This window comes from Blautia sp. AF34-10 (genome assembly GCF_003477865.1).
GTDB classification, from domain to species: domain Bacteria; phylum Bacillota; class Clostridia; order Lachnospirales; family Lachnospiraceae; genus Fusicatenibacter; species Fusicatenibacter saccharivorans.
The window spans coordinates 1-24,171 of sequence record NZ_QUED01000015.1; the positions used below are offsets into that span (position 1 = coordinate 1).

The following is a 24,171-nucleotide window of genomic DNA, read 5'->3' on the forward strand; positions in this document are numbered from 1 at the left end:
AAAACATGTAATTTTTTTTATATAAATACGTATATTTATTAGATATTTCTTTTCATATCAGTTCAACCCCCATATTTTCCACAACTCTCAACTTTTTCCACTAATATCCTATTTGTTCTTTCATTTCCATTCTTATCCCTTCTATCTAGCAGATTCTTCCGCTCTCAACTTCAGAGAAAAAGCGGTCGGCGTGTGGGCGGCGGATGCGGTGGGAGGGGAGAAACGTGCCGGGGCGCGGGGCATTGATTTGGGTGGGAGCGGAACCTGACGCGGACGGGACGGAACGGGGGAGATGAAATCCGGCTCACAAAGCCGGATTTCAAGAGACACTGAGTCGGGAAAACATCAGTTTTCCTGACGAATTGTCTCGGTGCTCCCCCGTTCCGTCCCATCCCATCCACGCCAAGGTCTCCGCCCCACCCAAATCACAGCCCCGCACCCCGGCACGTTTCTCCCCTCCCACCGCATCCGCCGCCCACACGACGCCCGCTTTTCCACGTTTCTCCCCTCCCACCGCATCCGCCGCCCACACGACGCCCGCTTTTCCTCGTCCCCCCTCCCACCAAAAAACGGCCCCACAAGGAACCGTTTTTTCTCATCTTATAATACATTCTTCAACAGCATCAGCACCGGATTATTCTCCCGAATCCATGCCAGCGCCATATCGCCCTGGATCTGCTTCATGCATACATTCCCCCAGTGTGTCGCCTGAAAGCAGTACACCACCGCAAAGAAAATCCAGATCCACAGCACCGCACGCACGACACCAAGTCCTGCTCCTCCCATGCGGTTCAAAAAGCTGATCCCCGGAATCTCCGCAATCAATTCCACAATTTTCACCGCAATCGTCACGAAAACAACGGCAAGCACCAGCGTCAGAAAGAAAGCAATCCCTTTCATAATCTTTTCCGATACCGCCTTCGCCGCGTAGGATGCCAAACTGTGCAGCTGTTCCTCCTGGTACTCCCGCACCGCGCCGCTTCCGAGAATCTGGTTCACCAGCTCCTCCGGCACGCCCATGCTCTCCAGCCATTTCTTCTGCACATCCTGGTTTTCCCCCGACAGAAATTCATTGTTTTCAAATGTCTCTAAGCATTTCTTCTCCACATACTGCGGCAGCTCCGTCCGCTCATTCAGCACATCCGTCACATACGGATTCATCCAGATCGCCAGTCCTGTCACCAGAATCAGGGACACCATGGACAGCACTGTCCGGACCAGCCCCTTTCGATATCCAGCCAGCGCGGAAAGAATACACACCGCAAGTAATACGTATCTCAGCCAATTCATGTTTTTCTTCTCCTATTTCAGCCGGATCATCGAAACGCCGTCCTCCTCCGCGAGCAGATACCGGTTCTGCCCCATGCCGAGGATCTCGTGAATCTGTGTTTCGCTGACCACGCCGCTGTACTTCTTTCTTCCATTTAAGGTATATACACACAGCTCCTGCCGGTTCGTCAGCAGAATCTGTTTTTCTTCTATCTGAAGGTTCTGGTAATAGAAATCCAGATTTTCATCCGCAAGCTGCTTTCCTTTCAGATTGTAGATTTTCATCCGGTAAGGATGATCGTCACTCTCCCCGCGCAGAATCAGAACCACGCGGTCGTCCGCATACGCGCAGCTTAAAATTTCTCCATCTTCCGATACGCTCACCGTTTCCTTCGGCTTGTTTGTTCCTTCATAAACGCGGAAGCCGTTGTCAAAGAAGGCAACCCATGAGGATGTTCCCGCGGTTTCGATCTGTGGGCACAGCATATCGGTGTAGCTCGATGAGCTTGCAAGATTGTCCACCAGATCCTCGCCCCTGCTTCCGAAATTGTAGAAAGCGACCTGTGATTTCATCTTGCCGCCGTCTTCGTAAGCGTAGGAAACCGCCATCCAGAGTCCGTCCGCAGAAAGTGAGAGATCCATCGGATAGCCCGGGCTGTCCATGTTCGGGTGAGAGGAGGCGATCTCCGTTCCATCGGTATTATAGTATTTGATCCAGCTCTCCCCGTTGTTTTCCAGAATCGCCGCAACGACGCCCTGGCCTGCAATGGATGCTTTCACGATCGGATACGACGCGGTAATTTCGCCGGCCTTTCCATCGGCATCGTATACAACAATTTTGGTTCCGTTTTTATCGTAAATGGCAATTGCATCGCCGCAGGATATCATCTGCGGATTTTCCATGGTATAATGATCGCTCCAGAGGATCTGATTTTTCCGGTCGCGCAGTTCGATGCCGTCGATACCGTAGCGCACGATCTTATTTCCGGATTTCTGAAACATATACGTATCGGTGTCCTCGGTCTCTGTTGCCTGTACTGTGTCGTATCCCTGAAAAGTACGCAGCTGAAGCCATACCCCTGTACCAATTCCGGCCGCGAGAATGGCTCCTGCAAGGATTCCAACGGTGATCCGGCGTCTGCGTTTTCTTTTTCTGTTTTCTGCTTTATACTCCTCAAGATCCCGGACTTTTGCTCCGTTCTCCTGTTCTTCTCTGTTTTTTCCGTCCATTTTCATTCCCCTTATGTTCTTTTCGGACTTATTTTCTGCCGCCCTTTCGGCCGCAGTTTGATTCCGCTCTAGTGTACCATATTTTTCTCTATTTTGGGAGGTATATTTTCTGCCCCGCATATATGAGATCTTCCACCGCGATCTGGTTCAGTTCGCAGATATCTTTCACTCTGCTCATCGTTCCGTAATATCTCTCACTGATTTTCGAGAGGCTGTCCCCCTTCTGTACGGTGTACTCCTGCCAGACCTGCGCGGCGGTTTCTGCCGTCTCACTGCCGGAAGCAGTTACCGGGGCGGACGATGGCTCTGCTCCCGGTGCTGGATCTGTCTGCGCCGTACCGGTATTGTTCTCCGCTGCACCAGTCTGCTCCCCGCCGGATGTGCTTTGCTCTCCGCTGCCTGCCGGATCCGTTCCGGATAAATTCTGCTCCTCACTTACCGCCGCGCTCCCGCTCTCATTTTCCGTTTCCAGTTCCGTTCCTGTGCTTTCCGGTGTCGAAGTATTTTCCCCTGTGTTTCCCTCTTCCGCCGCTGATGCTTCCGCTGCACTCTCCGCCGTCTGTGTCTTCTCTCCCTGTACGTTTCCCGCCACTGCTACCGTCTGCTCCTTTGTTTTCCCCGGAAACGGCAGCGCATCTCCGTATTTCTGCGTCACCGTCACAAGAAGCGCCGCAGCCGCGCATGCTGTCATCGCATAGAGGATCGGCTTTCTGTGATCGTGTTCCGGCTCCTCCCCGCTCTTCTCCTCAATCATCTTCCGAAAATCGCTGACAGCGCGGTCGGGCACGCTCTCTCCGTTTTCGATCGACCGGTTCTGATTCTGATCGATCAGATACGACTGCATCGGCTCATTCTTTTCATAATAAATGTAAAAGCCTCCCGTGCTCCGCAGGGTGCCGCCCTCGTACGTATAGAAGGTTTCCTCTTTTTCCTGTCCGTTGACGCGGAACAGCGTCTTGTCATTTCCGCCGAAGTGGTTCAGATGCGCTCGGATGATCTGTTCATTCAGATCCTCCCCGTATCCCGGAAGAGAAAGTGCCCAGCCGAGGATCTGCTGGTTTTTGAAATATTTTTCCATCACATCGTGGACCTCCGTCCATACTGCATCATCGAAGACCAGGTGATCCGGCGCCGGCTCCATCGTATGAATCGCGGCCGCGCTGCGGATAAAAAAGTAGGAAATTCCGTCCGCCCACTTAAATTCGCCGAACAGCATGGCGGCACGTCCCTCTGGTGCGGAAAATATTTTTTCAGAAAGGTTCCGACATAATCTTCCAGATAAATCCGCTCCCTGCCGTTTGTATCACCGACCTGGCGGATATTTTTCGGCAGATGAAAGTATCCCTCGTTGCCGTTCGCCTGCTCTTTGTTTTCTTTATAGACAATCTCAATCATGCTTTTCACCCCTTTTTGCCTACTTTATCACGGATGTTCCGCGAAAAAGATCGTTTTGGGGCAGGGCTGTCACGGTTTTTTCCGACTGTTTTCCCGTTTTTCTGCACCGGAGGGCATGTCATGTTTTTTTCATTGCAGGAATAGTTTATACCATATACGGTTAAACTGTGGATGATTCTTCTGAAAGGCAGGTACCGGTCATGTTTCGAAAAAAAGACGCCGAAGTTTACTACATCAATGAGCGAAGCCGCAGCGCCAGCGAAGAGCTGGCGTCGCTGTTTTCTTACTGCATTCAAAAGGACGGACGCATGTTCCGTGAACTGGTATTTCTCTGCATCGGAAGCGACCGGATCACTGGGGATTCCTTAGGACCGCTGATCGGGTACCAGCTTTCGCCGTACTGCAGCCGCATTTTTCATGTCTACGGAACGCTGGATGACCCGGTGCACGCCCTGAATCTACCGGACCGGATTTCGTACATCCATTCCCGCCACCCGGAGGCACTGCTCGTTGCGATCGATGCTTCGCTTGGTTCGCGGCGTCATCAGGGATACATCACGATCGGAAACGGGGCGATCCGGCCAGGCGCGGGGGCAGGGAAGACGCTGCCCGAGGTCGGGGATATTTTTATCACAGGCATTGTGAATGTATCGGGCAGTTTTGAACAGCTTCTTCTGCAAACAACCCGGCTTGCCACGATTTTCCATATGGCGGAATCCATCTCGCAGGGAATCCTGCTCGCCTGCCGGGAACTTGAGGCGGCTGGGACAAGCGAACTTCTGCTTTAAGAAAAACTGCAGACAACAAAACAGGCAGAGACTACACCGTTTTCCGGTGTGGCCTCTGCCTGTTTTCTTTTGTCATTTATTTCGAAAAATCTTATTTACAGAACTCTTTTACCTGCTCGTAAACGCCCTCGCCGTCGAGTTTGTATTTTGCAAGAAGAGCGACTGCCGGGCCGGACTCTCCGAAGACGTCCTGTACACCGATTTTCTTCACTGGAACCGGGCATTTCTCTGCCAGTGCATCGCAGACTGCGCTTCCAAGTCCTCCGATCACCGAGTGCTCTTCTACGGTTACGACTTTGCCGGTCTCTTTTGCTGCTGCAACGATCAGCTCCTCATCCAGCGGTTTGATGGTGTGGATGTTGATGATCTTGGCATCAATGCCGTCTGCTGCAAGTTTCTCTGCTGCTTCCAGAGCGGAGCTTACGCAAAGGCCTGTTGCAACGATGGTGACATCCTTGCCTTCACGGAGAACAACGCCTTTTCCGAGCTCAAATTTGTAATCCGGTCTGTCGTTGATCACCGGCACTGCCAGACGTCCGAAACGAAGGTAAACCGGTCCGTTGTATTCATAAGCTGCTTTCACGCAGGCTTTTGCCTCTACATCATCTGCCGGGTTCAGGATGACCATGCCCGGGATGGTTCTCATCAGGGCGATATCCTCATTGCACTGATGTGTTGCGCCGTCTTCTCCTACGGAAATTCCGGCATGGGTAGCACCGATTTTTACGTTCAGATGCGGGTATCCGATAGAGTTGCGCACCTGCTCAAACGCACGGCCTGCGGCAAACATCGCGAAGGTGCTTGCGAACGGAACGATGCCTGTGGTGGAAAGACCGGCAGCGATTCCCATCATATTACATTCTGCGATACCACAGTCGATGTGACGGTCCGGATATGCTTTTTTGAACACACCGGTCTTGGTTGCTGCTGCAAGGTCAGCGTCGAGTACGATCAGATTGTCATGCTCTGCGCCAAGTTCAACCAGTGCATTACCGTAACTTTCTCTTGTTGCGATTTTCTTTACTTCTGACATAACGCTTCACCTGCCTTTTCCAGTTCTGCCATAGCAATTGCGTATTCTTCATCGTTCGGAGCTTTTCCGTGCCAGCCTACCTGGTTCTCCATGAAGGAAACGCCTTTTCCTTTTACGGTCTTTGTGATGATGGCGGTCGGCATGCCTGTTACGGTGCGCGCCTCATCAAATGCAGCTTTCAGCTGATCGAAATCGTTGCCGTCCGCTACGTTGATTACGTGGAAGTTGAATGCCTCGAATTTTTTGTCGATCGGGTACGGACTGTTGACATCTGCTACGTTTCCGTCGATCTGAAGTCCGTTGTTGTCTACGATCACAACGAGGTTGTCCAGATGTTTTGCTCCGGCAAACATAGCTGCCTCCCAGACCTGACCTTCCTGGATTTCACCATCGCCAAGAAGTGTATAAACACGAAATGCTTTGTTCTGCAGTTTTGCACCGAGTGCCATTCCGACTGCTGCGGAGATTCCCTGTCCGAGGGAACCGCTTGACATATCAACGCCCGGGATATGTTTCATATCCGGATGTCCCTGCAGGTAAGAGCCAAGGTGACGAAGGGTCAGCAGGTCTTCTTTCGGGAAGTAACCTTTTTCAGCCAGTGCTGCGTAGAGTCCCGGCGCTGTGTGGCCTTTCGAAAGTACAAAACGATCGCGGTCCGGATCTTTTGGATTTTTCGGATCCACGTTCATTTCTTCAAAATACAGATACGTGAAAATATCGGCTGCAGACAGAGATCCGCCCGGATGGCCGGCCTTTGCTGCATGAACGCCGCTGACGATCCCTTTGCGGATCTCATTGGCCGTCTTCTGAAGTTCTAACTTGTTCATGTCTTTTCTCCTTGTTTAGTTGAATCGGAATCAAAAGCTGGAAATATCGCTATTGTTCACTTTGTTCACAATACCATATTTCCAGCTTTTATGCAATCATGTTTAGGTCTTATTCGCCGAATACAGCTTTGTAGTCAGCCTGGAATTTTGCGATTCCGGCGTCGGTCAGAGGATGTTTGGTCATCTGTACGATTACGTTGTATGGAACAGTTGCAATGTCTGCACCAGCCAGTGCGCAGTCGGTTACGTGGATCGGGTTGCGGACGCTTGCTGCGATGATCTCGGTGTCGATGCCGGCTACGTCGAAGATCTCAACGATTTCACGGATCAGATCAACGCCGCGGGTGCTGATGTCATCGAGTCTTCCAAGGAATGGGGAAACATAAGTTGCACCTGCTCTTGCAGCCAGAAGTGCCTGGTTTGCGGAGAAGATCAGGGTTACGTTTGTCTTGATGCCCTCTGCGCTCAGAACTTTAACAGCTTTGAGTCCTTCTACGGTCATCGGGATTTTAACAACCATGTTGGATGGATGGCTGCGATCTCACGGCCTTCTTTGATCATGCCTTCTGCATCTGTTGTGGTAGCTTTTACCTCGCCGCTGATCGGTCCGTCTACGATCTCGGTGATCTCTTTGATGACCTCTTTGAAGTCACGTCCTTCTTTTGCGATCAGGGACGGGTTGGTGGTAACGCCGCAGATAACGCCCATGTCGTTTGCTTTTTTAATGTCCTCTACTTTTGCTGTGTCGATGAAAAATCTCATGTTGTTTTTCCTCCCATATTCATACTTTCGTAAGGTTTCGGGGCCTGTTGTTTTCCGCAGAACGGCTCCGTTTTTCTGTTATCTCCAGTATAGATATGTTTGGTTTTTCCGTCAAGTCGGCCTCATTTTTATTAATTAATTTATTATTTATAAATACTATTTTATAAATTACTCTGGCGGATTTTTTCTCATTTTTTCCGGTTTTTCCTTTTCTTTGTGTTTTCCCGGTTTGCGCCGGAGCTGTTTTATTCAAAATTATTAATAATAATTTCAGCCGTCCTATTTATTTTTTAATTTTTCGGTTCTTGCATACGAAGTGCTGCGCCGCACGATCAGTTTCGGTTCATACTCGACATGATACGTGCTTAAGGGTTCATTGCCGTCCTGGCTTTCCCGAAGAGACTGGATTTTCCGCAGGATGATATCGCACGCATCGCGGCCCTTCAATGGCACATAGTGGTCGATCGTCGTCAGGGAAATCGAGCGGAAGCTGGAATAGACGGTGTTGTCACATCCCACTACGGAAATATCCGCCGGAATGCGCAGTTTGCTCTCGAGCACGGCGTCCATGATCCCGAACGCGATCATATCATTCATGCCGACGATTGCCGTAAGGTTCTTGTCCTCCCGCAGCAGTTCCTTCGTCAGATAATAGCCCATCTTGTACTCAGAATCCATGCTCGGGATCACCTCGTCGAGGTCCTCATCCGCCGATTTGACGATCACGCCGTCGCCGTATCCTGCCTCCTCAAACTCGCGCACAAAGCCCTCCACGCGTTTCAGGCGCTGGCCCTGTTTGGAAGTCAGCGGAGGTGAAACAAACGCCACATGCCGGTGTCCCAGTTCCAGCAGGTGGCGTGCCATCAGCCTGCCGGGTTTTGCATTGTTCAGCTCGACCGCATCAATTTCCAGCAGCTCTTCTCGGTTGTTGATGATGACAAGCGGAATCTCCGCGGCCAGCTCCTCCACTTTTTCCTTGCAGCTTCTGCTCGGATTGCAGGTGTAGATAATTCCGCGCGGGCGCACACTCTTCATCATCCGAAGATAATTCTCTTCGATTTTCAGGTCCCTCTGCGTATTGCAGACAAATACCCCGTAATTCTTCTCTTTTGCAACTTCTTCGATGCCGTGCAGCAGCATCACATAGTAAGGATTCGTCAGCGTCGGACAGAAGACGACGATCAGCTTGTTGCCGTTCGACTCTCTTCTCATCTTCCGCCGCGGAATCTGGTAGCCCAGCTCTTTTGCCGCCGCCTCCACTTTTTCTACTGTTTCCCGCGAGAACGAAACGTTTTCCCGCCGGTTCAGGATCATGGAGACCGTCGCCTGGGATACGCCTGAGGCTGCTGCGACATCACTGGATGTCACTTTTTTTCTGCCCATAATTACAGCTCCGTTCTGCCCTCTAACGCACGCAGAAGGGTGACTTCATCAATATTTTCCAGATCGCCGCCCACCGGAACGCCGCTTGCAATCCGCGTCACCTTGATGCCGGTCGGCTTGATCAGCTTGCTGATGTACATGGCCGTTGTCTCGCCCTCCAGGCTGGAGTTCGTGGCAACGATAACCTCCGAGACATCGCCCTGGAGGCGCTGCATCAGCTCTTTTAACCGGATGTCGTCCGGCCCAATCCCCAGCATCGGGGAGATGGCCCCGTGCAGGACGTGGTAAACGCCGTCGTATTTTCCGGTTTTTTCATATGCCGCAAGATCCTGCGTCGTCTCCACCACCATGATCACGCTGTGGTCGCGCTTGACATTTGCGCAGATCGGGCACAGCTCTTTGTCGGTCAGGGTCTGGCAGCACTTGCAGTACTGGACGTGGGATTTTGCTTCTGTGATCGAATCGGCCAGCCGTTTTGCCTGGTCGGCCGGCATATTCATAATATGAAAGGCCAGCCGCTGTGCGGTTTTCACACCGATGCCAGGCAGATGGGACAGCTGCTCGATCAACTGATTGATGTATCCGCTGTAGTAATCCATCAGAACGGGAATCCTCCGCCCATGCTGCCGAGTCCGCCGGCAAGTTTGCCCATAGCTTTGGCTGCCTCGTCCTCAACTTTGCGCAGTGCTTCGTTGGTTGCTGCCATGATCAGATCCTCGAGCATTTCTACGTCGTCCGGATCTACGGCATCTTCGCTGATTTTAACTTTGGTTACTTCTTTTTTACCGGAAATGGTTACTTCTACGGCTCCGCCGCCTGCTGTCGCAGTGAACTCTTTCTCCTCCAGTGCTTTCTGGTTCTCTTCCATCTGCTTCTGCATTTTCTGAGCCTGCTTCATCAGATTGTTCATGTTGCCCGGCATTCCTCCCGGAAATCCTCCTCTTTTTGCCATGGTAATATCCTCCTGAAAAATTTGTTTTTAATCTATTCTTCCCCGTCGTCAAAGTCGCTCTCGTCGTCCTCCTCGACCGGGATTCCATGAATCGCCTGCGTCAGTGCATCATCCACGGAAATCGTGGAGAGCGCGGCGTTTGCATGCTGGTCTGCTAAAATGAGCTGGACCTCTACGGTTTTTCCAGTCATCTGTTCAATAATGGTGCGGATCTCATCGGCTGCCTCCGGCCGCTCAACGTAAATGGATGCGAGCTGGTCTGCAAACTCAACAAACAGTTTGGCGTCGCCCGTCTCGCTGTTGTATTTCGGAACGGCGCTCTGCAGAAACTGGCGGAACATGCCGCTTGTCTGGCCGACAATTGCCTTCCAGGACGCGCTGATGCGCTGTAAATCCGCCGGTGCGGCTTTCACTGGTGCCAGTGCATTCTGCGGTGTTTCTGCCGCCGCATAGCCGTCTCCGGCCGCTCCGGAGCCTCCTGCACTGCCGTTTCCTGCTCCCGGTGCATTTGTCACCATCATCGGGATTCCGCGCTCCATTTTTTCTTCGAGAATCCTAAGACGCTCCAGCACGGATTCGAGGTTCTGCTCCATCTGCGGTTTGCAGAGTTTGACGAGCGCCACCTCAACGAGCACGCGCTTCTGCGCCGCATAGCGGAGCTGGCCGGAGAGCTCGGATAAAACGCGGATATAGTGGATCAGCGTCTCATCGTCTACCATCGTGCTCTCTTCTTTTAAAAGCTTCAGGTTTTCTGTAGAGACGTCGAGCAGTTCTTCGGTTTCATCTGCGCTTTTTACCAACAGCAGATTCCGCAGATACCACGTAAAGTCGGTAACGAACTGTCCCAGCTCTTTTCCGCGGTTTAAAAGGGTTTCCAGCGTGCGGATGCTTCCCGTTACATCCCCGGCGAGGATCGTGCGGAGCATCTGGCTGAAGATTTCGGTATCAACAGTTCCGAGAACTTCAAGGACTTTATCGTACGTCAGCTTCTGCCCGAGGTAGAAGGCGATGCACTGGTCCAGGAGGCTTAACGCGTCTCGCATGGAGCCGTCGCCCGCCTTTGCGACGTAGCGGATGGCTTTTTCTTCGACGTCCACGCCCTCTTTTTCCATCAGTTCACTAAGACGCGCCGCGATGGTGTCGATCGTGATGCGGCGGAAATCGTACCGCTGGCATCTGGAAAGGATCGTCACCGGGATTTTGTTTGCCTCTGTGGTCGCCAGAATGAAGATGACATAGGACGGCGGCTCCTCCAGGGTTTTTAAGAGTGCATTGAACGCTCCGGTAGAAAGCATATGCACCTCGTCGATGATATAGACTTTATACCGTCCCTGTGTCGGCCGGTAGGCTACCTCCTCACGGATTTCACGGATGTTGTCGACACCGTTGTTCGATGCCGCGTCGATCTCGATGACGTTCGTGGAAACGCCCGCCAGAATCGCCTTACACGTCGGACATTCGTTGCACGGGCTTCCGTCCACGGGATGTTCGCAGTTGACCGAGCGGGCGAGAATCTTGGCGATCGTCGTTTTTCCTGTTCCGCGGGTTCCGCAGAACAGGTACGCATGACCGATGCGGTCCGCGCGGATCTGATTTTTTAATGTTGTTACAATGTGATCCTGTCCTTTTACATCCTCAAAGGTGGAAGGACGGAATTTTCGGTACAGAGCAGTATAGCTCATAAAATTTTTCTCCTTTTATTGCATCGGCATGGAAGCCTGCCGCCGGCAGTTTCTTTTGGACAGCAGTGCAACAGAAGAACGGAGACCTTGTTCTTCTTGCTTTAAGGCCTCCGTTCTTTTTCCTTGCCTTTTTCGGGAACGCATCAATCGCCGAAGCTGATTCCCATCCGTTTTGCCTGCAGGACTTCCTGTGCATTCGGATCTACGGTCTTTAATTTTCCGGCGCACTCGCCCAGCGGAATTTTCTTTACTTTTCCGTTGACCATTCCGACCATGTAGCCGTACTGTTTGTCCAGAATAAGCTGTGCTGCCTCAGATCCGAGTCTTGTGGAAAGGACACGGTCATACGGACACGGGCTGCCGCCTCGCTGCATGTGGCCCGGTACGGTGACGCGGATTTCCATGCCTGTCTTTGCCTCGATCTCTTCTGCGATCTTGTAGGATACGGACGGGTATTTCTTTGCGATTTCTTCCTGACGTTTTTTCAGCTCTTTCTTCGGAAGTGCTGCGTCTTCTTTTGCAATTGCACCCTCGGCAACGGCAAGAATGGTGAATCCGCTTCCGCGCTCTTTTCGTCTGTTGATGGCCTCGCATACTTTTTCAATATCGTATGGAATTTCCGGAATCAGGATAACGTCTGCGCCGCTTGCGATTCCGGCGTACAGAGTCAGCCAGCCTACTTTATGACCCATAACCTCTACGATAAAAACTCTCTGGTGAGAGGAGGCTGTTGTATGGATGCAGTCGATCGCATCGGATGCAATATTGACGGCACTGTAGAAACCGAAGGTCATATCCGTTCCGTAGATATCATTATCGATGGTTTTCGGAAGATGGATAATATTCAGTCCTTCCTCTCTCAAGAGGTTTGCTGTTTTCTGGGTTCCGTTTCCGCCAAGAATGACAAGGCAGTCCAGAAGGAGCTTGTGGTAGGTATGCTTCATTGCTTCCACTTTGTCCAGACCGTTTGCATCCGGGGTACGCATCAGCTTAAACGGCTGACGTGAGGTTCCGAGAATAGTTCCTCCCTGTGTTAATATACCGGAAAAATCTTTTGCACTGAGCATGCGGTAATCGCTGTAGATGAGGCCTTTATAGCCGTTCATGAATCCATATACTTCGAGATCTTTTACATTGTTTGCAAGGCCTTTTACGACTCCGCGCATGGTCGCATTTAATGCCTGGCAGTCTCCGCCGCTTGTTAACAGACCAATTCTTAACATATGACTTTTCCCATCCTGTTCTTTATTAGATTTTCACGACTGCTTCTTGTTTCTTGGCAGTATTATGGAATGTTTACATTATACCCTATTTTTTTCGTTCTCACAATAGTTCGGGGGAAGAAAGCGCGGGAGTTTCTATTTTTTGTACGAAAAAAGGAAGTCTGGGGTTCAGGCTTCCTTGGATTTTCTTTTTTATGCGCGCCGCACTTCGAACTCTCACCACAAACGTTACTCCTACAGCCTACTCGGCCCAGGCACCCTCACGGCACACAGGAGGTTCCACTTAGTGCTGCTGCATTCCTGCCCTGACACGGTTCATGGAGTCCTGTTGCGTAAGACCCAGACGTCAACGTCACTTATAGAAGGCAGCTTCGCAATGAAAAAGCCCTCGGATTGGCATCACCCCCGCTGTAGCGGATTGCGGGTACAGGGCACCGCTATCTCCCCGGCTGCGCATTGTTTAGTATACGGGATTTCGGAGGGGATGTCAAGGAATTTGTGAATTGAAATATTGGTATAGCACGAGTATAATTTATAGTAAGGCCAGAAAATAACGCAAAAATTCAGTACCGCAGAGTGTGAACGACTGCTTTTTTCATTATTTTCAAGATTTGCTATCGATAACTTTTTGAAAATGATACATTTTTTTCTTATAGAAGGAGGATGGACGAATGATACGAGTTACGGTCTGGAATGAGTTTCAGCATGAGCGAACGCAGGAGAAAGTGAAAGAGATTTATCCGGACGGGATTCACACCTGTATTGCAAGGTTTCTGAGACAAGAGGAGGAGCTTTCGGTTCGGACGGCTGTGTTTGACGAGAAGGAGCATGGGCTGACGGAAGAAGTACTGGCAAATACCGATGTGCTGGTGTTCTGGAATCATATGCTGCAGGAGGAGTTCTCGGACGATGTGGCCGAGCGGGTTCGGCGTCATGTGCTGGCCGGAATGGGGCTGGTAGTTCTGCATTCAGGGCATTATTCCAAGATTATGCGGAAGCTTCTCGGAACAAGTATGACGCTTCGGTGGCGGCATGGGGATCGTGAGAGACTGTTCTGTACGTGTCCGACCCATCCGATCGCGCAGGGAATTCCGGCATGGGTGGATATTCCGGAGGAAGAGATGTATGGGGAGTTTTTTGATATTCCCAAACCGGATGATGTGGTATTTACGGGATGGTTTGCAGGCGGTGAGGTGTTCCGCAGCGGATGCACCTTTACACGTGGGCTGGGCAAAATTTTCTATTTTCAGCCAGGACACGAGGAATACCCCATTTACCATATGCCGGTGATTCAGAAGATTATCAAAAATGGGGTGCGCTGGTGCGTTCCTGTAGTACGAAGACCGGCACCACTGGATAATGCATGGGTGAATCCATCTACGGAGGAAGTGTATCTTTCTTCACACCAAAAATAGCAGCTGCAGTTTACCGATATCTGTATCCCGTTTGATTTTTTCAAAACAGGGGTCTGATTTCACGATCAAAAATGTTCTGCAATACGCGGATGGAATCTGTGTACACATTGCATAAATCAGGAGGAAATGTTATATGAGAAAGCTTTCCGTTTTTTACGAACACATTCTACAGGCGTGTGAGCAGTCCGGTAAGACGATTCCGGAAGTGCTCGCGTTCTGCAGGGAGCAGGGAATTTCGGCTGTTGAGATGAACTACAGTCTGTTTGCATCAGAAAGAGAGGTCATTGCCCCGATGCTTTCCGATGCGGGGCTGGTGATCAGCTGTATGCATGAAACCTTTGATTTTTCCCATGATACGGATCTTGGCAGAGCACAGCAGATGCTCGATACTGCGGCATCGCAGCAGGTTTCGCGTGTCCTGTTTGTTGCAGGCGCGCTTGAAACTGCCGAAGCGGCAGAGCTTGCAGCCTGCAGCAGCACCTATGAGGCAACGAGTACTTTTATGGCCAAAAACAAATCGATTCAAAATATGGTACATGCGCTTTCCTCACTCGCCGAATATGCGGCTTTACGTGGCGTTTCGATTACCTTAGAGGACTTTGACGGTTTTTTACAGCCGTTTGCACGCACATATCCGCTGCTCTGGTTTATGGAGCACGTGCCGGGGCTGCGGTATACGCTTGATATCGGAAATTTTGCTTTCAGTGATGAGGATGTTTCGTATGCTGCCTGGCTTCTGAAGGATTATATTGTCCATGTTCACTGTAAGGATCGTGCCGAAAGTCCGCTCGTTCACGGACGTTTCTGCCGCGGTCTTGGCCAGACACCGGCCGGAACGGGATATCTGCCGATGGCAAAGCTTCTTACAGATTTAGAAGCGTGCGATTACGACGGTTATCTCGCCATCGAGCATTTCGATGCACCGGATCAGTTATCGTTCATCGAACAGTCCGCAGCGTTTCTGCGCCAGTGGGTTTCCGAATAATTCCGCCTCTTTCATAAGCGCTCTGATTTTCGGAAAATTTCGTATTTCCGGGGAGAAATTCAGCAAGGAAAATATGTCGAAAAAATTCTTTACTATCTTTGGTTTTTTCGTATCTTTTCCTTGCTTTCCATGGAAAACATGGTAAACTAAATTTGAAGCTTTTTGAGAAGGCGTGATTCGAAAAGCAAATCTAAAACAAGAGGGTTTTAAAGTAATGGGAGAAATTATTATTCCGCAGGGTTACAAATCTGCATTAAACCTCCACGATACACAGGTGGCGATTAAAACAGTAAAGGATTATTTCCAGCACGAGCTGACACATCGTCTGCATCTGCTCCGTGTAACAGCTCCGCTTTTTGTACAGCCGGAAACCGGCTTGAATGACAATCTGAATGGCGTAGAACACCCGGTTTCTTTTGAGTTAAAGGATCAGGGTACCAAGAAAACCGCTGAAATTGTTCAGTCTCTGGCAAAATGGAAACGGTACGCGCTTCACAAATACGGCTTCTCTGAGGGAGAAGGCATCTACACCGATATGAACGCCATCCGCCAGGACGAGGTGACCGACAACATTCACTCCGTTTACGTGGATCAGTGGGACTGGGAAAAAATCATGTCCCCGGAAGAACGCAATCTTGATTTCTTAAAGAGTACCGTAAAAGATATCTATGAGGCACTGAAAAACACGGAAAAACATATGGCAGACCAGTACGACTACATCGAAACCATTCTGCCGGATGAAATTTTCTTTATCACTTCCCAGGAACTTGAGGATCGCTATCCGGATCTGACTCCAAAGGAAAGAGAGTATACAATCACCAAAGAAAAAGGTGCTGTCTTTATTATGCAGATCGGCGGCGTGCTTGCTTCCGGAGAGCGTCAGGACGGACGTTCCCCGGACTACGACGACTGGTCCTTAAACGGCGATCTGATCGTTTATTATCCAGTGCTTGACATCGCCCTTGAGCTCTCCTCCATGGGTATCCGCGTCAACGCAGATGCTCTCCGCGCCCAGTTAAAGGAGTGCGGATGCCAGTCCCGCGCGAAGCTTCCCTTCCAGAAATCTATTCTGAACGGCACTCTCCCGCAGACAATCGGCGGCGGTATCGGACAGTCCCGTATCTGTATGTTTTTCCTGCGCAAAGCGCACATCGGAGAGGTACAGTGCTCGGTATGGCCGATGGAGACACGAGAGGTGATGGATGTGATGAATATTCAGCTTCTGTAAGAAATTCTCTGTCTTTTCTCAAATTTCTGTTCTTCTTTCAGAAGATCAAAAAGAAGAATTCCCATGCAGTATTTCCGCACAGGAATTCTTCTTTTTTCTTATTTTTTTATCTTACATCCACGTAACCTTCGGCATTCCGCGAAGATCTGCTTTTACATCACAAGAAAATGTTTCCCCCTCATGGGCCTCTATTACTTTTGCATTTTTTAATCCATCTTCTCCAACTGCCTTTTTGCCTAAATGGCCGCCTAAAACAGCTCCCAGTCCGCCGCCAAGAGCAGCTCCAAAGGCTGCATTTGCAACATCACCGGCTCCGATTTTTCCCATAGGCTTTCTTGTAATCGCAATCGTATGGGCACCTGCTTCGATTGGAATTACATACGGTTGTTTTGCAGCTCTCAACTTTTGCGGTTCTTGATCATCTATATACAGACAGAAAAACCCCGGTCGCCTTACGGCGCCGGGGTCTCTTACGTTTGAGCACAAGTATCTTTCGATACAATTATATTTTATTTAGAATAGTCTACCGATAATTAGTCGATCAGAGTAGCAACACGGCCTGATCCAACGGTACGGCCACCCTCACGGATAGCGAAGGTAAGACCCTGATCCATAGCGATCGGGTGGATCAGTTCGATGGTCATCTCTACGTTATCGCCAGGCATGCACATCTCAGTTCCTTCCGGAAGAGTGATAACACCTGTTACGTCAGTTGTACGGAAGTAGAACTGCGGACGATAGTTGTTGAAGAATGGAGTATGACGGCCACCCTCGTCTTTTGTCAGAACGTATACCTGAGCGGTAAATTTGGTATGGCAGTGAACGGTACCTGGTTTAGCCAGAACCTGTCCTCTTTCGATCTCTGTTCTCTGAACACCACGAAGCAGAGCACCGATGTTATCACCAGCCTGAGCCTCATCGAGGAGTTTACGGAACATCTCGATACCAGTTACAACAGTTTTCTTGGTCTCTTCTTTCAGACCTGCGATTTCAACTTCCTCATTCAGATGAAGAACACCAGCCTCAACACGGCCAGTAGCAACAGTACCACGACCAGTGATGGTGAATACGTCCTCTACAGGCATGATGAAATCTTTATCAGTGTCACGCTGCGGATCCGGGATCCAGCTATCTACTGCATCCATAAGCTCCATGATTTTATCTCCCCATGGGCCAGCCGGATCTTCCAGAGCTTTCAGAGCAGAACCCTGGATGATCGGAGTGTCATCTCCCGGGAAGTCATACTCGTTCAGCAGCTCACGGATCTCCATGTCTACCAGCTCAAGCAGCTCTTCGTCGTCTACCATATCGCATTTGTTCATGAATACAACGATGTAAGGTACACCTACCTGACGGGACAGAAGGATGTGCTCTTTTGTCTGAGCCATAACACCATCTGTAGCAGCTACTACAAGGATAGCTCCGTCCATCTGTGCAGCACCAGTGATCATGTTCTTTACATAGTCAGCATGGCCTGGGCAGTCAACGTGTGCATAGTGTCTTTTCTCTGTCTGATACTCAACGTGTGCAGTAGAGATTGTGATACCACGCTCTCTCTCTTCCGGAGCTTTATCGATATCTTCGAAGTTCTCAGCAGTGTTTCCTTCTACTCTGGTAGAAAGTACTTTTGTGATAGCTGCGGTCAGAGTTGTTTTACCATGGTCAACGTGGCCGATGGTACCAATGTTACAATGCGGTTTTGTTCTTTCAAATTTAGCTTTAGCCATTTTAAAATGTCCTCCTTAAAATTGCGCCCAGTGGGCTTTTTTGAGACTAAATTGGTGGCAGGAACCCACCTGAATCGTAAACCTGCTAAGTCTGATTATATTGCATTTCCGTCTTATTTGCAAGGAAAATCTCAGAAAAATAATACTTTTAGGCTGTGCAGCCTTTGACAGCTGCACACCCGATTATTTTTCTTACATTATTTTGCTTTTGCAGACAGAACTTTTTCCTGTACGTTTTTCGGAACCTGCTCGTATTTATCAAAGAACATGGAGTAGTTACCACGTCCCTGAGTTTTAGAACGAAGGTCTGTTGCGTAACCGAACATTTCAGCCAGCGGTACGAATCCACGGATCATCTTTCCGCCGCCGATGTCATCCATACCCTCGATACGACCACGACGGGAGTTGATATCACCGATAACATCACCCATGTAATCTTCCGGAGTGGAAACTTCGACTTTCATGATAGGCTCAAGAAGAACCGGAGCACCCTTCTGCATAGCTTCCTTGAATGCCAGAGAACCAGCAATGTGGAATGCCATCTCAGAAGAATCGACCTCATGATAAGATCCGTCGTATACATTTGCATGAACACCGACTACCGGGAAGCCTCCCAGGATACCGGCTTTCATAGCCTCTTCGATACCTTCGCCTACAGCCGGGATATACTCTTTCGGAATAGCTCCACCGACAACGGTAGACTCGAATTTGTAAATCTCTTCGCCGTTTGCATCCATAGGCTCGAATTTAACTTTACAGTGACCATACTGTCCACGTCCACCAGACTGTTTTGCATATTTGCTGTCGATGTCTGCCGGTTTGGTAATGGTCTCTTTGTATGCAACCTGCGGAGCACCTACGTTAGCCTCTACTTTGAATTCACGAAGCAGACGGTCAACGATGATTTCCAGATGCAGCTCACCCATACCAGCGATAATGGTCTGACCAGTTTCCTGATTGGTGTGTGCACGGAAGGTCGGATCCTCCTCAGCCAGTTTTGCAAGGGACTCGCCCAGTTTGCCCTGGCCTGCTTTTGTCTTAGGCTCGATAGCCAGCTCGATAACCGGCTCCGGGAACTCCATAGACTCAAGGATTACCGGATGCTGCTCGTCGCAGATGGTATCACCTGTGGTGGTGAACTTGAATCCGATTGCAGCTGCAATGTCACCGGAGTAAACTTTGTCCAGCTCCATACGTTTGTTTGCATGCATCTGAAGGATACGTCCAACACGCTCTTTTTTATCTTTTGTTGCATTCAGTACGTAAGAACCGGAGTTCATGGTTCCTGAATACACACGGAAGTATGCCAGCTTACCAACGAATGGGTCTGTCATAATCTTGAATGCCAGTGCGGAGAACGGCTCCTCATCGGAAGAATGTCTTACGATCGGGTTTCCGTCCAGATCGGTACCCTCGATTGGCGGGATATCGGTCGGAGCCGGCATGTACTCAAGGATCGCATCCAGGAGTTTCTGAACACCTTTGTTTCTGTATGCAGAACCGCAGCATACCGGTACAGCTGTACACTCACAGGTAGCTTTACGCAGAACTGCTTTCATCTCGTCTACAGACGGGATATCATCATCCAGATAACGCATCATCAGCTCATCATCCAGCTCGCAGATTTTCTCTACCAGCTCGGTGTGATACAGCTCAGCGTCTTCTTTCATATCTTCCGGGATATCAACGATGGAGATATCATCGCCCTTATCGTCGTTGTAGATGTAAGCTTTCATCTCGAACAGATCGATAATTCCCTTGAATTCATCTTCCTTACCAATTGGAAGCTGAAGGCAGATAGCATTTTTACCAAGTCTGGTCTTGATCTGATCTACAGCGTTGTAGAAGTCAGCACCAAGGATGTCCATCTTGTTGATGAATGCCATACGCGGTACGTTGTAGGTATCAGCCTGACGCCATACGTTCTCAGACTGAGGCTCTACACCACCTTTTGCACAGAACACGCCGACAGCGCCGTCCAGTACACGAAGAGAACGCTCTACCTCTACGGTAAAGTCAACGTGGCCTGGGGTATCAATGATGTTGATACGGTGCTCAAGAGCGCCCGGTTTCGGCTTGCAGTTCTCTTCCAGAGTCCAGTGGCAGGTTGTAGCAGCTGAAGTAATTGTGATACCACGCTCCTGCTCCTGTTCCATCCAGTCCATGGTAGCAGTTCCTTCGTGAGTATCACCAATCTTGTAGTTAACACCGGTATAGTACAGGATACGCTCGGTCAGGGTTGTTTTACCTGCATCGATGTGAGCCATAATACCAATGTTTCTGGTTCTCTCTAATGGATATTCTCTTCCAGCCAACGGATTTTCCTCCTCTTAGAATCTGTAGTGAGCAAATGCCTTGTTAGCCTCTGCCATCTTATGAACTTCTTCTTTCTTCTTCACAGAAGCACCTGTGTTGTTAGATGCATCCAGAATCTCGTTTGCCAGTCTGTCTTCCATGGTACGCTCGCCTCTCTTACGAGAATAAGCGGTCAGCCAACGAAGGCCAAGAGCCTGACGTCTGTCCGGTCTTACCTCGATCGGTACCTGATAAGTAGCACCACCGATACGTCTTGCTTTTACTTCAAGAACCGGCATGATATTGTTCATTGCTTCTTCAAATACTTCGATTGCTGGTTTTCCAGCTTTTTCTTCTACTTTAGCAAATGCGCCGTATACGATTTTCTGGGCAACGCCTCTCTTACCATCCAGCATGATGTTGTTGATCAGCTTGGTTACCACTTTGTTATTGTATAACGGATCTGCTAAAACATCTCTTTTCTGAGTATGTCCTTTACGTGGCACGTTACTTCCCTCCTTAACCATCATTCGATTAAATCATCGGTACTCACACTTATTTGCAGTATGTCCGCGCGTGTAAATTCTCTATAAATCCGCAGCCGTGGGGATTTATGGAATAACGCACAACATTTCGCTTTTTTTGTGATACTAGATATATCTCGAACTCGTTTTACTTAATTATTTCTTTTTCGGTCTCTTAGCACCGTATTTAGAACGGGCCTGTTTTCTGTTAGCAACACCTGCAGTATCAAGTGTACCACGGATGATGTGGTATCTGGTACCTGGCAGGTCCTTAACTCTTCCTCCACGGATCAGAACAACGCTGTGCTCCTGAAGGTTGTGACCTTCTCCTGGGATGTAACTTGTTACTTCGATTCCGTTGGAAAGACGAACTCTGGCGATTTTACGAAGAGCTGAGTTAGGTTTTTTCGGTGTAGCAGTTTTAACAGCTGTGCACACACCTCTCTTCTGAGGAGAAGACATATCTGTGGATTTCTTTCTCAGAGAATTGTAGCTTTTCTGCAGTGCCGGCGCGGTAGATTTCTTTACGGAAGTCTCACGGCCTTTTCTTACTAACTGGTTGAATGTTGGCATTCCATTTCACCTCCTGATAGATTTCTCCGTGTGTCCCACGGGGTTTCATACGGCTGCTTTTGTTCAACATAAATGCTTTGCAGCTTTTTGCGCGCCAAAAGAAACAGTCTTTTACGCACGCTCGTTTATTATATCGTCTGTCCTATCAAAAGTCAAGGGGAAAATTCGTAAAAATCGCGTGTTCACGCGGCTTTTTGCGGATTTTCCCCATTGCTGCATTACTATATAAAAGTGTTTTTTCTTCCTATTATATTCTCATCCAATTATTTTCTGACATTTTTTTCGTCAGAACGTGTACACGAAAGAATCCTGCTTTGCAGGCTTTCAGACTTCACCGGCTGCGGCGGGTCGCTTCAGCGATATAAAAACGAAACCGGCTGTTTGCGGAAATGATTTTTCAGACATACTCTAAAGCGGACGGTCTCGAAAGCCCGTGCACGCATCACACCGTTTTGGTTTTTCCTCACTCTGTGCATTTCCCCAGAGCTCGCGCGCTTTTTCCTCTGCGCAGCCCCTGCACCAGGGAAACATACGGATGTTGCTGATGTAGAATCTTTGAAAGGTTATCTCATCGTTGTTGATGTCAAACTGCTGTTTTCCCGACAACTCCTCTACATGTTCCGCAATCCATGCCTTCTGCCCTTCTGTCGCCGGGTGTCCCGGTCCGCCGAGCACATAATCCATATCGGCATGGAGATTTTCCGGTTCACCTGGTTTGTGGAAGCCCACAAATAAAATATATCCCCGGCGCAAAAGCTCCTGAATCGGCTCGTCCGTCTGACCTTCCGGGCCTAGAATTGCCCGCGCGGTCTGCGCATGAAAATTTTCTGTTTTTGGATAGAATCTTCCCGTTGGTGCTAAAAATCCATCTGCCATGCTTTTATCTCCCATATATTCTCATATATTCTCATATATTCTCATATATTCTCATTTGTTCTACGCTTATATACCATACTCGATTTTTCTCCAACAGGCAAGGCTTGTTTTTACTGAATTCTTTTTACTCGATTCTTTTTGCTGGATTCTTTTTTGAATCTGTGCTATACTCATTCCCGTGCATTTATATAATCGGATTTTCCCGCCTTTTTACGGGTGTCCGGACTGGTTCGTGAACTTCCCAGTATAAAAAACCAAGTATCTCAAAATCATTTTATTTCAAGGAGATTGGAAAATGAATGCAAAAAAACTGATCATCGACTGTGATCCCGGCATCGACGATTCTCTCGCCCTGATGCTTGCCGCAGCTTCCAAAGAGCTGGATCTGATCGGCATCACCACAGTCAGCGGAAATGTACCCGCTTCTATGGGCGCAAAAAATGCCCTCAAAATTCTTTCCATGATTGGAAAAACAGATGTCCCTGTTTATGTCGGAGAGGAAACTCCCCTGGTCCGCGACTATGTGGATGCCATGGACACGCACGGCATGGACGGCCTCGGCGAATCCGGCTGGCCGGATGTCAAAGAGCTTACGCCAAAAACAGACGCTGTTTCTTTCCTCATCGAAACCTTAAAAACAACCCCTGATGTTACAATTCTTGCCCTCGGACCGATGACGAATCTTGCAAAGGTTATTTCGTGTGCACCGGAATGCCTTGAGAATCTCGAAGCACTGGTCTCCATGGGCGGAAGCTACAAGAGTCACGGAAACTGCTCTCCGGTTGCCGAGTATAATTACTGGTGCGACCCGGACGCCGCAGCCGAAGTGTTCCGTGCTTTCTCCGAGCTGCCGCAGCTTGCCGGCAAAAAGCTCCATATGATCGGGCTGGATGTCACAAGAAAAATTGTTCTGACTCCGAATCTCGTGGAATATATGAAGTGTGTAAATCCGGAAGTCGGAACCCGCATCGAGGAGCTGACACGTTTTTACTTCGATTTTCACTGGAAACAGGAAAAGGTCATCGGATGCGTAATCAACGATCCGCTCGCAGCCGCTTATCTTGTGGATCCGTCGCTCTGCAGCGGTTTTGATGCCTATACGCAGGTGGAAACAAATGGTCTCTGCCTTGGTCAGACCGTTGTGGATGCCATGAATTTTTATCAGAAAGCACCGAACAGTCACATTCTAACGCAGGTCGATGTGAGCCGCTTTTTCCTGATGTTCTTTGCGCGTGTTCTTGGCGTATCTGAAGTGGAATCTGCACCGGTTCTCGACCAGATTCTTACCGCACCGCCCGTCTTCCCGCATGAGACAATGTTTCAGAAGGGAGGGGACGCAAGATGAACGCAAACCGTACGTTAAAGCTCACGACTCTGGCACTCTGTGGTGTTATCAATATCCTCGGCGGTACCGTTGCACTGCTGCTGCGCCTTCCGGTTTACCTCGACTCCATCGGAACGGTTCTGGCTGCCGCCCTGTTCGGACCGGTTGCAGGCCTCGTCCCGGGACTCATTTCCGGACTGATTTCCGGTATGACAAGTGATGTCTATGCGTTTTACTATATTCCGGTACAGCTCATCCTTGGTCTGGTTGCAGGTCTTGTATTCCGGAAGCTCCGCCCATCCCATACGGCCGGCTCCCGCAGTGAGGGACTTTCTCTTCGCACCATGGGCTGGAAGCTGTTTCCGGCAGCGCTTGTGATCTCACTTCCGGGTACTGTGGTAAGTTCCACAATCACCGCGGTTGTTTTCGGTGGAATTACTTCCTCCGGCTCCACTGTGCTGGTGCAGCTGCTTCACAGCCTCGGTATGAATCTGACTCTCTCTGTCTGCGTTGTACAGGCCATGACAGACTTTGTGGATCGAATGATTGTCCTTGCGGTCGTCCTCGTGATTCTGCCCGCCGTTTCTTCTGCTTTCGGCAGTCTTTCTATGAGAAGCAGAAAATAATCTGTACCAATAGCACAAAGAATCCTGCAAAAAATTCACTTTCTTTTTTGCAGG

23 protein-coding genes, 1 other RNA gene, 1 pseudogene and 1 riboswitch are annotated in these 24,171 nt (G+C 49.6%); of the genes and pseudogenes, 7 read left to right on the forward strand and 18 right to left on the reverse strand.

Features of this window, described 5'->3' with window-relative positions; translation table 11 throughout:
- Nucleotides 1–600: 600 nt before the first annotated feature.
- The 3 genes from DWZ60_RS10355 to DWZ60_RS10365 all read right to left on the reverse strand — a co-directional run bounded on the left by DWZ60_RS10355 (nucleotide 601) and on the right by DWZ60_RS10365 (nucleotide 3,715).
- Entirely contained in the window at nucleotides 601–1,290 is a 690-nt protein-coding gene (locus DWZ60_RS10355; protein WP_055226862.1) for a CvpA family protein, read from the reverse strand.
- Between the two features lie 12 nt (nucleotides 1,291–1,302).
- Nucleotides 1,303–2,499: a DUF5711 family protein gene (locus DWZ60_RS10360; RefSeq protein WP_117509901.1), complete on the reverse strand. Its 1,197-nt coding sequence runs from the start codon at nucleotides 2,497–2,499 to the stop codon at nucleotides 1,303–1,305.
- An 88-nt stretch (nucleotides 2,500–2,587) separates the two neighbouring features.
- On the reverse strand, nucleotides 2,588–3,715 hold the full coding sequence (locus DWZ60_RS10365; protein WP_243038293.1) for a LysM peptidoglycan-binding domain-containing protein: 1,128 nt from the start codon (nucleotides 3,713–3,715) through the stop codon (nucleotides 2,588–2,590).
- A 17-nt stretch (nucleotides 3,716–3,732) separates the two neighbouring features.
- Here DWZ60_RS10365 and DWZ60_RS10370 point away from each other — a divergent pair, with 17 nt between their 5' ends.
- Both DWZ60_RS10370 and yyaC read left to right on the forward strand, forming a co-directional pair.
- Nucleotides 3,733–4,038, forward strand: coding sequence for a hypothetical protein (locus DWZ60_RS10370; RefSeq protein ID WP_119221619.1), 306 nt, complete (start codon nucleotides 3,733–3,735; stop codon nucleotides 4,036–4,038).
- 56 nt (nucleotides 4,039–4,094) lie between these two features.
- Entirely contained in the window at nucleotides 4,095–4,682 is a 588-nt protein-coding gene (gene yyaC, locus DWZ60_RS10375; RefSeq protein ID WP_055226856.1) for a spore protease YyaC, read from the forward strand.
- A gap of 91 nt (nucleotides 4,683–4,773) precedes the next feature.
- Here the strand turns inward: yyaC and DWZ60_RS10380 are convergent, their stop codons facing one another.
- The 9 genes and pseudogenes from DWZ60_RS10380 to ffs all read right to left on the reverse strand — a co-directional run bounded on the left by DWZ60_RS10380 (nucleotide 4,774) and on the right by ffs (nucleotide 13,001).
- Entirely contained in the window at nucleotides 4,774–5,715 is a 942-nt protein-coding gene (locus DWZ60_RS10380; protein ID WP_022463274.1) for a transketolase family protein, read from the reverse strand.
- Nucleotides 5,703–6,542, reverse strand: a complete 840-nt coding sequence (locus DWZ60_RS10385; RefSeq protein ID WP_055219293.1) for a transketolase — start codon at nucleotides 6,540–6,542, stop codon at nucleotides 5,703–5,705. The genes DWZ60_RS10380 and DWZ60_RS10385 overlap by 13 nt, the downstream gene beginning before the upstream one ends.
- A gap of 109 nt (nucleotides 6,543–6,651) precedes the next feature.
- Nucleotides 6,652–7,304 (reverse strand): annotated as a pseudogene (gene fsa / locus DWZ60_RS10390) (fructose-6-phosphate aldolase).
- Between the two features lie 279 nt (nucleotides 7,305–7,583).
- Complete coding sequence (locus tag DWZ60_RS10395) at nucleotides 7,584–8,687, reverse strand: LacI family DNA-binding transcriptional regulator (protein ID WP_022463271.1); 1,104 nt, start codon at nucleotides 8,685–8,687, stop codon at nucleotides 7,584–7,586.
- Between the two features lie 2 nt (nucleotides 8,688–8,689).
- Nucleotides 8,690–9,286 (reverse strand): recombination mediator RecR, encoded by a 597-nt coding sequence (gene recR / locus DWZ60_RS10400; RefSeq protein ID WP_022463270.1) that lies wholly within the window; start codon nucleotides 9,284–9,286, stop codon nucleotides 8,690–8,692.
- Nucleotides 9,286–9,639: a YbaB/EbfC family nucleoid-associated protein gene (locus DWZ60_RS10405; RefSeq protein ID WP_022463269.1), complete on the reverse strand. Its 354-nt coding sequence runs from the start codon at nucleotides 9,637–9,639 to the stop codon at nucleotides 9,286–9,288. Before DWZ60_RS10405 ends, recR begins: the two co-directional genes overlap by 1 nt.
- A gap of 32 nt (nucleotides 9,640–9,671) precedes the next feature.
- Nucleotides 9,672–11,321 (reverse strand): DNA polymerase III subunit gamma/tau, encoded by a 1,650-nt coding sequence (dnaX, locus tag DWZ60_RS10410; protein WP_117509902.1) that lies wholly within the window; start codon nucleotides 11,319–11,321, stop codon nucleotides 9,672–9,674.
- A gap of 143 nt (nucleotides 11,322–11,464) precedes the next feature.
- Nucleotides 11,465–12,544: a 6-phosphofructokinase gene (locus tag DWZ60_RS10415; protein ID WP_022463267.1), complete on the reverse strand. Its 1,080-nt coding sequence runs from the start codon at nucleotides 12,542–12,544 to the stop codon at nucleotides 11,465–11,467.
- Between the two features lie 194 nt (nucleotides 12,545–12,738).
- An RNA gene (gene ffs / locus DWZ60_RS10420) (signal recognition particle sRNA large type) lies at nucleotides 12,739–13,001 on the reverse strand.
- A gap of 214 nt (nucleotides 13,002–13,215) precedes the next feature.
- Here ffs and DWZ60_RS10425 point away from each other — a divergent pair.
- The 3 genes from DWZ60_RS10425 (at nucleotide 13,216) to asnA (ending at nucleotide 16,172) form a co-directional block, all read left to right on the forward strand.
- A complete protein-coding gene (locus tag DWZ60_RS10425; protein ID WP_119221620.1) occupies nucleotides 13,216–13,959 on the forward strand; it encodes a ThuA domain-containing protein in 744 nt (247 codons plus the stop codon).
- Between the two features lie 133 nt (nucleotides 13,960–14,092).
- Nucleotides 14,093–14,944, forward strand: a complete 852-nt coding sequence (locus DWZ60_RS10430; RefSeq protein WP_118720452.1) for a sugar phosphate isomerase/epimerase family protein — start codon at nucleotides 14,093–14,095, stop codon at nucleotides 14,942–14,944.
- Nucleotides 14,945–15,158: 214 nt separating this feature from the next.
- A complete protein-coding gene (gene asnA / locus DWZ60_RS10435) occupies nucleotides 15,159–16,172 on the forward strand; it encodes an aspartate--ammonia ligase (protein ID WP_022463264.1) in 1,014 nt (337 codons plus the stop codon).
- Nucleotides 16,173–16,283: 111 nt separating this feature from the next.
- Here the strand turns inward: asnA and DWZ60_RS10440 are convergent, their stop codons facing one another.
- The 6 genes from DWZ60_RS10440 to DWZ60_RS10465 form a co-directional block, all read right to left on the reverse strand.
- A complete protein-coding gene (locus DWZ60_RS10440) occupies nucleotides 16,284–16,574 on the reverse strand; it encodes a hypothetical protein (protein WP_147397741.1) in 291 nt (96 codons plus the stop codon).
- Nucleotides 16,575–16,705: 131 nt separating this feature from the next.
- Nucleotides 16,706–17,899 (reverse strand): elongation factor Tu, encoded by a 1,194-nt coding sequence (gene tuf, locus DWZ60_RS10445; RefSeq protein WP_022463261.1) that lies wholly within the window; start codon nucleotides 17,897–17,899, stop codon nucleotides 16,706–16,708.
- 197 nt (nucleotides 17,900–18,096) lie between these two features.
- On the reverse strand, nucleotides 18,097–20,214 hold the full coding sequence (gene fusA, locus DWZ60_RS10450) for an elongation factor G (RefSeq protein WP_118659528.1): 2,118 nt from the start codon (nucleotides 20,212–20,214) through the stop codon (nucleotides 18,097–18,099).
- Between the two features lie 15 nt (nucleotides 20,215–20,229).
- Complete coding sequence (gene rpsG, locus DWZ60_RS10455) at nucleotides 20,230–20,700, reverse strand: 30S ribosomal protein S7 (protein ID WP_022463259.1); 471 nt, start codon at nucleotides 20,698–20,700, stop codon at nucleotides 20,230–20,232.
- A gap of 174 nt (nucleotides 20,701–20,874) precedes the next feature.
- Nucleotides 20,875–21,291 carry a 30S ribosomal protein S12 gene (rpsL, locus tag DWZ60_RS10460; protein ID WP_022463258.1) on the reverse strand — a complete coding sequence of 139 codons (417 nt, stop codon included), beginning with the start codon at nucleotides 21,289–21,291 and terminating at the stop codon, nucleotides 20,875–20,877.
- 408 nt (nucleotides 21,292–21,699) lie between these two features.
- The gene (locus DWZ60_RS10465) at nucleotides 21,700–22,167 is read right to left on the reverse strand and encodes a hypothetical protein (protein WP_119221621.1); all 468 of its coding nucleotides are present in this window, start codon (nucleotides 22,165–22,167) and stop codon (nucleotides 21,700–21,702) included.
- A gap of 219 nt (nucleotides 22,168–22,386) precedes the next feature.
- Nucleotides 22,387–22,431, forward strand: a riboswitch (PreQ1 riboswitch).
- Between the two features lie 31 nt (nucleotides 22,432–22,462).
- Between DWZ60_RS10465 and DWZ60_RS10470 the strand changes: the two genes are divergently transcribed.
- Both DWZ60_RS10470 and DWZ60_RS10475 read left to right on the forward strand, forming a co-directional pair.
- On the forward strand, nucleotides 22,463–23,512 hold the full coding sequence (locus tag DWZ60_RS10470) for a nucleoside hydrolase (protein ID WP_118595262.1): 1,050 nt from the start codon (nucleotides 22,463–22,465) through the stop codon (nucleotides 23,510–23,512).
- Nucleotides 23,509–24,117 carry an ECF transporter S component gene (locus tag DWZ60_RS10475; protein WP_118595263.1) on the forward strand — a complete coding sequence of 203 codons (609 nt, stop codon included), beginning with the start codon at nucleotides 23,509–23,511 and terminating at the stop codon, nucleotides 24,115–24,117. Before DWZ60_RS10470 ends, DWZ60_RS10475 begins: the two co-directional genes overlap by 4 nt.
- Nucleotides 24,118–24,171 lie beyond the last annotated feature (54 nt).